7 protein-coding genes are annotated in these 7707 nt (G+C 71.5%); 4 read left to right on the top strand and 3 right to left on the bottom strand.

Annotation, left to right across the window (positions count from 1 at the left end):
* The 3 genes from ACFTZB_RS40275 to meaB all read left to right on the top strand — a co-directional run.
* A partial coding sequence (locus ACFTZB_RS40275; RefSeq protein WP_378440717.1) for a methylmalonyl-CoA mutase family protein occupies positions 1–1386 on the top strand: 1386 nt, incomplete at its 5' end.
* Positions 1383–3647, top strand: a complete 2265-nt coding sequence (scpA, locus tag ACFTZB_RS40270) for a methylmalonyl-CoA mutase (RefSeq protein ID WP_378440715.1) — start codon at positions 1383–1385, stop codon at positions 3645–3647. The genes ACFTZB_RS40275 and scpA, both read left to right, overlap by 4 nt.
* Position 3648: 1 nt before the next feature.
* Positions 3649–4653, top strand: coding sequence for a methylmalonyl Co-A mutase-associated GTPase MeaB (gene meaB / locus ACFTZB_RS40265; protein ID WP_378440713.1), 1005 nt, complete (start codon positions 3649–3651; stop codon positions 4651–4653).
* Here the strand turns inward: meaB and ACFTZB_RS40260 are convergent.
* Both ACFTZB_RS40260 and ACFTZB_RS40255 read right to left on the bottom strand, forming a co-directional pair.
* Positions 4642–5673 (bottom strand): nucleoside hydrolase, encoded by a 1032-nt coding sequence (locus ACFTZB_RS40260; RefSeq protein WP_378440711.1) that lies wholly within the window; start codon positions 5671–5673, stop codon positions 4642–4644. The genes meaB and ACFTZB_RS40260 overlap by 12 nt on opposite strands.
* Positions 5670–6137 (bottom strand): OsmC family protein, encoded by a 468-nt coding sequence (locus ACFTZB_RS40255; protein WP_378440709.1) that lies wholly within the window; start codon positions 6135–6137, stop codon positions 5670–5672. Before ACFTZB_RS40255 ends, ACFTZB_RS40260 begins: the two co-directional genes overlap by 4 nt.
* Before the next feature lie 90 nt (positions 6138–6227).
* Between ACFTZB_RS40255 and ACFTZB_RS40250 the strand changes: the two genes are divergently transcribed.
* Complete coding sequence (locus tag ACFTZB_RS40250) at positions 6228–6857, top strand: maleylpyruvate isomerase family mycothiol-dependent enzyme (RefSeq protein ID WP_378440707.1); 630 nt, start codon at positions 6228–6230, stop codon at positions 6855–6857.
* Here the strand turns inward: ACFTZB_RS40250 and ACFTZB_RS40245 are convergent.
* Positions 6841–7707: CoA transferase (locus ACFTZB_RS40245; RefSeq protein ID WP_378440705.1), on the bottom strand; the 867-nt coding region annotated here is incomplete at its 5' end. The genes ACFTZB_RS40250 and ACFTZB_RS40245 overlap by 17 nt on opposite strands.

Raw genomic sequence — 7707 nt, 5'->3', positions numbered from 1 at the left:
GACCGCACCGCGGTCCGTGTCGACCTCGGCGCCGCACCGCTCACGAGCGCGTTCGCCGGTGCCGCCGACGTGGAACTCGGCGACGCGGTGACCCTCGCCACCGAGTCCGCGGCCCGGTCCGAGAGCGTGCGGGCGATCGCGGTGGACGGCACCGCATTTCACGACGCCGGTGCCTCCGACGCCGAGGAACTCGGCGCGTCGATCGCGGCGGGGCTCGAGTACTTGCGGGTGCTCACCGCGAGCGGGCTGACCATCGGGCAGGCGCTCGGGCAGCTCGGCTTCCGGTTCTCGGCCACCGACGACCAGTTCCAGACCATCGCCAAGTTCCGTGCCGCGCGGCTGGTGTGGGCGCGGATCGCCCAGGTGTGCGGCGCCTCCGACTTCGGCGGCGCCCCGCAGCACGCCGTCACCTCCGCCGCCATGATGGCGCAGCGCGACCCGTGGGTGAACATGCTCCGCACCACCCTCGCCGCGTTCGGTGCCGGCGTCGGCGGCGCGGACGCCGTCACGGTGCTGCCGTTCGATTCCGCGCTGCCCGCCGGGGCGCTGGGGGTGTCGAAGACCTTCGCCGCGCGCATCGCCCGCAACACCCAGCTGCTGCTGCTCGAGGAGTCGCACCTCGGCCGGGTGCTCGACCCGGCGGCCGGGTCCTGGTACGTCGAGGACCTCACCCAGCAGGTCGCGGCGAAGGCGTGGGAGTTCTTCCAGCAGATCGAGGCGGCCGGCGGCTACCTCGCCGCACTCGACGCCGGCCTGATCGGTGAACGGATCGCCTCCACTCGCGCGCAACGTGATTCGGACATCGCGCACCGCAAGACCACCGTCACCGGCGTCAACGAGTTCCCGAACCTCGGTGAGGCTCCGCTGCCCGCGGGCGCCGCCGGCGCCGGCCGGGTCGCCCGGTACGCCGCCGCGTTCGAGGCGCTGCGGGACCGCTCCGACGCCTACCTGGCGGCCCACGGTGCGCGCCCCACCGTGTTCCTGGTCCCGCTCGGACCCGTCGCCGAGCACAACGTGCGGACCACGTTCAGCGCGAACCTGCTGGCGTCGGGCGGCATCGAGGCCCTCAACCCGGGCCCCCTCGCGGTCGGTGACGGCAGCATCGCCGCCGCCGCGCAGGATTCCGGCGCCGGCATCGCCGTGATCTGCGGCACCGACAAGCGGTACGCCGCCGAGGCCACGGCCGCGGTGGAGGAACTGCGCGCCGCCGGAATCGGCACCGTGCTGCTCGCCGGCCCGGAGAAGGTCGTCGCCGACGCGGACGGCGCCGCCCGGCCCGACGGATTCGTCACCGCCCGCATCGACGCAGTCTCGGTCCTGTCCGGCCTGCTCGACACCATCGAGAGCCCGAGCGACTCCTCGGGCGACACAGGGAGCAAGAAGTGACTACTCGCGAGGTCAAGCACGCGATCGGCAGCTTCGCCGAAGTGCCACTGGAGGATCCGCAGTCTCCGCAGCCGTCCGCTCCGACCCCGGAGCAGACCGAGGAGCTGATCGCGTCCGCCGCGGCGGCGAACCACTACAGCCCGGAACAGGTGGTGTGGTCCACCCCCGAGGGCATCGACGTCAAACCGGTCTACACCAAGGCCGACCGGGACGCCGCCGAGGCCGAGGGCTACCCGGTCGGCAGTTTCCCGGGCGCCGCGCCGTTCGTGCGCGGGCCGTACCCCACCATGTACGTGAACCAGCCGTGGACGATCCGCCAGTACGCGGGCTTCTCCACCGCCGCCGAATCCAACGCCTTCTACCGCCGCAACCTCGCGGCCGGGCAGAAGGGTCTGTCGGTGGCGTTCGACCTGGCGACGCACCGCGGCTACGACTCCGACCACCCGCGGGTGCAGGGCGACGTCGGTATGGCCGGGGTGGCGATCGACTCGATCCTGGACATGCGTCAGCTGTTCGACCACATCCCGCTCGACAGTGTCAGCGTGTCGATGACCATGAACGGTGCGGTGCTGCCGATCCTCGCGCTGTACGTCGTGGCCGCCGAGGAGCAGGGTGTCGCCCCGGAGCAGCTGGCCGGAACCATTCAGAACGACATTCTGAAGGAGTTCATGGTCCGCAACACCTACATCTACCCGCCGAAGCCGTCGATGCGGATCATCTCCGACATCTTCGCGTACACCAGCGCGAAGATGCCGAAGTTCAACTCGATCTCCATCTCCGGCTACCACATTCAGGAGGCCGGGGCCACCGCCGACCTGGAGTTGGCGTACACTCTCGCCGACGGTGTCGAATACATCCGCGCCGGTCTCGACGCGGGCATGGAGATCGACAAGTTCGCGCCGCGGCTGTCGTTCTTCTGGGCGATCGGCATGAACTTCTTCATGGAGGTCGCGAAGCTGCGGGCCGGCCGCCTGCTGTGGAGTGAGCTGGTCGCGAAGTTCGAACCGAAGTCCGCGAAATCGCTGTCGCTGCGCACCCACTCGCAGACGTCGGGCTGGTCGCTGACCGCGCAGGACGTGTACAACAACGTGGCCCGCACGTGTGTCGAGGCGATGGCGGCGACGCAGGGGCACACCCAGTCGCTGCACACCAACGCACTCGACGAGGCCCTCGCCCTGCCGACGGACTTCTCCGCCCGCATCGCCCGCAACACCCAGCTGCTGCTGCAGCAGGAGTCGGGGACCGTCCGGCCCATCGACCCGTGGGGCGGTTCGCATTACGTGGAGTGGCTCACCCACCAGCTGGCCAACCGGGCGCGCGCACACATCGCCGAGGTCGAAGAGGCCGGCGGCATGGCGCAGGCGATCAGCGAGGGCATCCCGAAGCTGCGCATCGAGGAGGCCGCGGCCCGCACCCAGGCCCGCATCGACTCCGGTCGGCAGCCGCTGATCGGCGTCAACAAGTACGTGCCGGACGAGGCCGACGAGATCGAGGTCCTCAAGGTCGAGAACTCGCGGGTCCGCAAGGAACAGCTCGAGAAGCTGGACCGGCTGCGCGCCGACCGGGACTCGGGAGCCGTCGAGGCGGCGCTCGCGGAACTGAGCCGCGCCGCGGCCGCCACCGAGGGCGGCATGGAGAACAACCTGCTGGCGCTGGCGATCGACGCGGCCCGGGCGAAGGCCACGGTCGGGGAGATCTCCGAGGCGCTGGAGAAGGTGTACGGGCGTCACCAGGCCGAGATCCGCACCATCAGCGGGGTGTACCGGGACGAGGCCGGGAAGGTCGACAACATCAACAAGGCAACCGAACTCGTCGAGAAGTTCGCCGAGGAGGAGGGCCGGCGTCCCCGTGTCCTCATCGCGAAGATGGGGCAGGACGGTCACGACCGCGGCCAGAAGGTGATCGCCACGGCCTTCGCGGACATCGGATTCGACGTGGACGTCGGACCGCTGTTCCAGACCCCGGAAGAGGTCGCCAACCAGGCGGCCGACAACGACGTCCACGTGGTCGGTGTGTCGTCGTTGGCCGCAGGTCACCTCACGCTGGTGCCTGCGCTCCGGGAAGCACTCGCGGCGGTGGGACGTCCCGACATCATGATCGTGGTCGGTGGCGTCATCCCGCCCGGCGACTTCGCCGAACTGTACGAGGCCGGTGCCGCGGCGATCTTCCCGCCGGGGACGGTCATCGCGGACGCCGCCAGCGGTCTGCTCGAGAAGCTGGCCGCGCAGCTCGGCCACGACCTGACGGGCACCCCGGAATAGCATGGGGCGCCCTCCAGTCGACATCGATGCCCTCGCCCAGGCCGTGCGCGCCAATCAGCGCGCCGGCCTGGCGAAGGCCATCACCCTGGTCGAGTCCACCCGCACCGATCACCGGGAGGCGGCGCAGCGGCTGCTGCTCGAACTGCTGCCGGAGTCGGGGAAGGCGCACCGGGTCGGGATCACCGGGGTGCCCGGCGTCGGGAAGTCCACGTTCATCGACGCGCTCGGGATGCACCTGATCGGGCAGGGGCACCGGGTGGCGGTCCTGGCCGTCGACCCGTCGTCGACGCGCACCGGCGGGTCGATCCTGGGTGACAAGACACGGATGGCGCGGCTGACCGTCGAGAAGGACGCCTACATCCGGCCGTCCCCGACGTCGGGGACCCTCGGCGGGGTCGCGAAGGCGACCCGCGAGACGATCGTGCTGCTCGAGGCCGCCGGTTTCGATGTGATCCTCGTCGAGACGGTCGGTGTCGGGCAGTCCGAGGTGACGGTCGCGAACATGGTGGACTGCTTCTGCTTCCTCACCCTGGCCCGCACCGGCGACCAGTTGCAGGGCATCAAGAAGGGGGTCCTCGAACTCGCCGACCTCGTCGCCGTGAACAAGGCGGACGGCAAGCACGAGCGGGAGGCGAAGGGCGCCGCCCGGGAACTCGCCGGGGCGCTGCGTCTGATCTACCCGCACGACGCCGTGTGGACGCCGCCGGTGATCACGATGAGCGGTCTCGAGGGTGTCGGTCTCGAGGACTTCTGGAACACCGTCTGCAAGCACCGGGAGGTGCTGACCGCGGCGGGGCAGTTCGAGGAGAACCGGCGCCGCCAGCAGGTGGACTGGACGTGGACGATGGTCAACGACCAATTGCTGCGCCGCCTCGCGTCGAACACGAGGGTCAAGGCGATCCGCGGCGACGTCGAACAGCGGGTGCGGGACGGTTCCCTGACGGCGGCGCTGGCCGCCGCCGAGATCCTCGACGCGTTCGACGGTGCGGACGCGTCAGCCGACTGATTTCGCGAAGCGCCCGACCCTGTCGACGAGATCGTCGAAGAACGCGGCCGGGTCGGTGCTCACCGCGACGTCGACGTTGGGTTCCCGGTTCCAGTGCCCCACCCAGTCGGCGACCGTGGTGCCCCGGGTGAGCCGGCCGTGCAGTTCGACGTCGACGGTCGCCGGCCGGGTCCGTGCGATCGCCGGGTTCAACGCCACCGCCGCCGCGAACGGGTCGTGCATGTGCGCAAGGAACCCCTGGTCGTGTGTGCGGTGGAAGTCCATGTAGAACCGGATGGCGTCGGACAGGTGCCGGATCACCGCGTTGCTCGCGGTCGAACGCACGTGCGGGCCGTCGTCGGGGGAGATGATCTCGGCGGGGGTGCTGCCCGCCGCCTCCGCCAGCCGCCGCACGTGGTCCGGTGTCATCTCGATCGTCTCGGTGACGTCCAGCCCGCACAGGATGGGACGGCTGCCCTCCGGCAGACCGGAGAAGGCGTCGAACACCTCCTTGGCCGCCTCCGGATCCACCGACACGTTCCATTCACTGGTGGGGGTGGTGTTGCCGGGGTGGTTGAACGCCCCGCCCATCACGACCAGGCGCCGCAGCAGCCGGGGCAGTTCCGGTTCCTCGCGGATCGCGAGGGCCAGGTTCGTCAGCGGCCCGGTCACCAGCCCCGTCAGTTCCCCGGGAGCGTCCCGGACCAGGTCCACCCACAGGGTGGTCGCGTCCCGCGCGGACAGCGACCGTCCGGACGCGGGGAGGACGGCGTAGCCGATGCCCTGCGGGCCGTGTGTGTCCTCGGTGGTGCGCAGCGGGCAGTACAGCGGCACCCGGGCGCCGAGCGCCACCTCGACGTCCGGTGCCCCGCACAGTTCGAGCCAGTTCAGGTTGTTCGCCGCGACCTGCTCGACGGGCACGTTGCCGGCGGTGCTGGCGATGCCGGCGATCTCGGCCTCCGGGCTGGCCAGCAGGTACAGCAGGGCGAGGGAGTCGTCGATGCCGGTGTCGACGTCGACGATCAGCCGCTGCCTGCTCACACCGTCACCACCGTCGGCCGGTGGTGCACGGGGAACGCGACCGACCGGGCGATGAAGCACTTCGCGTGCGCCCGGGCGTGCAGCGACTCGGCGCGCGCGGCCATCGCCGCCTCCGTGACGGTGACCGTGGGATGCAGCACCACCTCGGTGAATTCGCCTGCCCCGTCCGGGTGTTCGACCATCGTGCCCGTCGGGTGGTCCCGGTAGTCGACGACGACCACACCGGCCGCGGCGGCCAGGCCCAGATACCAGAGCATGTGGCACTGCGACAGCGACGCGACGAGCAGTTCCTCCGGATTCCAGCGGGCGGCGTCGCCGCGGAACGACGGGTCCGCGCTGCCCGGCAGATCGGGTTTCCCGGCCGCCGCGATCACGTGGTCCCGGTCGTAGGTGTCCGGGCCCGACGTTCCCGCGCCGCGGTTGCCGGTCCAGCTGACCGTCAGCGTGTAGTCGTGTGTGCTCACCAGACCATTCTTCACGGCCCCGCGATGAGTTTCGCCGGCGGGCACGGTCTGCCTTCGTAGAGCACGACACGGCGACCGGAGGAGACGGACATGGCACGGGACACGGCACCGGACTGGGTCGCCGGGGAGCGGCGCGACCTGGCGTCGATGCTGGCGGGACTGACGCCGGAGCAATGGGACGCGCCCTCGCTGTGCGCGGGGTGGCGCACGAGGGAGGTGATCGCGCACATCACCATGCCGTACCGCCTGTCGACGCCGCGGATCCTGCTGAAGATGGTGAAGGCGCGCGGCAACTTCAACCGGATGTCGGACGCGCAAGCCCGCGAGGACGCACGGACCCTGACCGCCGACGCGCTGCTGCACACGCTGGAGGAGAACGTCGCGCACTCGTGGACGCCGCCGGGCGGCGGCTTCGAGGGGGCACTGTCCCACGACGTGATCCACGGTCTCGACGTGTCGGTGGCGCTCGGCCTGGGCAGGAGAGTCCCGGACGACCGCCTCGACCGGGTCCTCGGCGGCGTCGGCCCGAAGCACGTGAAGTACTTCGGCATCGACCTGACGGGAGTGCAGCTGACCGCGGACGATCGCCCCTGGACCTTCGGTGCGGGTGCGCCGCTGCGCGGTTCCGCCCAGGACCTGCTCCTCGTGCTGTGCGGTCGCAAGCTGCCGCCGGGACATCTGAGCGGGGAACCGAGCGCACGGTTCACGGCGACGGGATGAGCCCGGGCCAGGCGGGGGCGTCGCCGCACCAGGGCCGGGCAGGGAACGGGTAGTCGTCGAATTCGGCCAGGGCGGGGCGGGCCGTCACCAGGTCGCCGTGCACGGTGAGGCAGCGCGGTCCGGGCACCGGGGGCGGCGGCGGATCTTCGGATCGGCCGTCCGCGGTCAGCAGCCACGCCGCGGTGCGGGCCAGGGACACGTCGACGGACCGGCCGCGCCCGTCGGTGTACCCGGTCGCGAGGGCGTCGACGATGCCGGCGGCGAGCAGATACCCGGTCGCGTGATCGAGTGCCTGCGCGGGCAGCGCGCCCGGAATGTCGCCGCCGCCCTCGATCGTCGCGATCCCCGACGCCGCCTGGACGATGCTGTCGAATCCCCGCCGGTCCGCCCAGGGACCGGAGCCGCCCCACGCGCACACCCGCCCCCGCACCAGATGCGGTGGGGCGTGGTCGAACAGCCCGTCCAGCGCGCCCGGACGGTAACCGGTGACGACCACGTCCGCCTCGGCGAGCAGGCGGTCCCACACCGCGCGACCGGCCGCGGACCGCACGTCGAGCAGCGCGGACCACTTGCCCTGCCCGGTGTCGCGGTGCTGCACGACGATCTCGGGGAGCGACGGCGGATCGATCCGCAGCACCTCCGCGCCGAGCAGCGCCAGTGTGCGGGTGGCGACGGGACCGGCGATCACCCGGGTCAGGTCGAGAACCCGCACCCCCGCCAACGGTCCCGCGCCGGAAGCCCGGCGGACCCGCTGCCCGGCGGCGTGCACCACGGTGGTCACGAGGTCGCCGGACGCGGCGGCGGCCCCTTGCGGGCTCGCCGCCCACTCCGCGGCCGTCCGCACCCGCAC

It is taken from the genome of Rhodococcus sp. NPDC057014 (assembly GCF_042673295.1).
Taxonomy (GTDB): Bacteria; Actinomycetota; Actinomycetes; order Mycobacteriales; family Mycobacteriaceae; genus Rhodococcus_F.
Note: the sequence above shows the minus strand (reverse complement) of the source record. Positions and strands in the feature narration are given on the sequence as shown.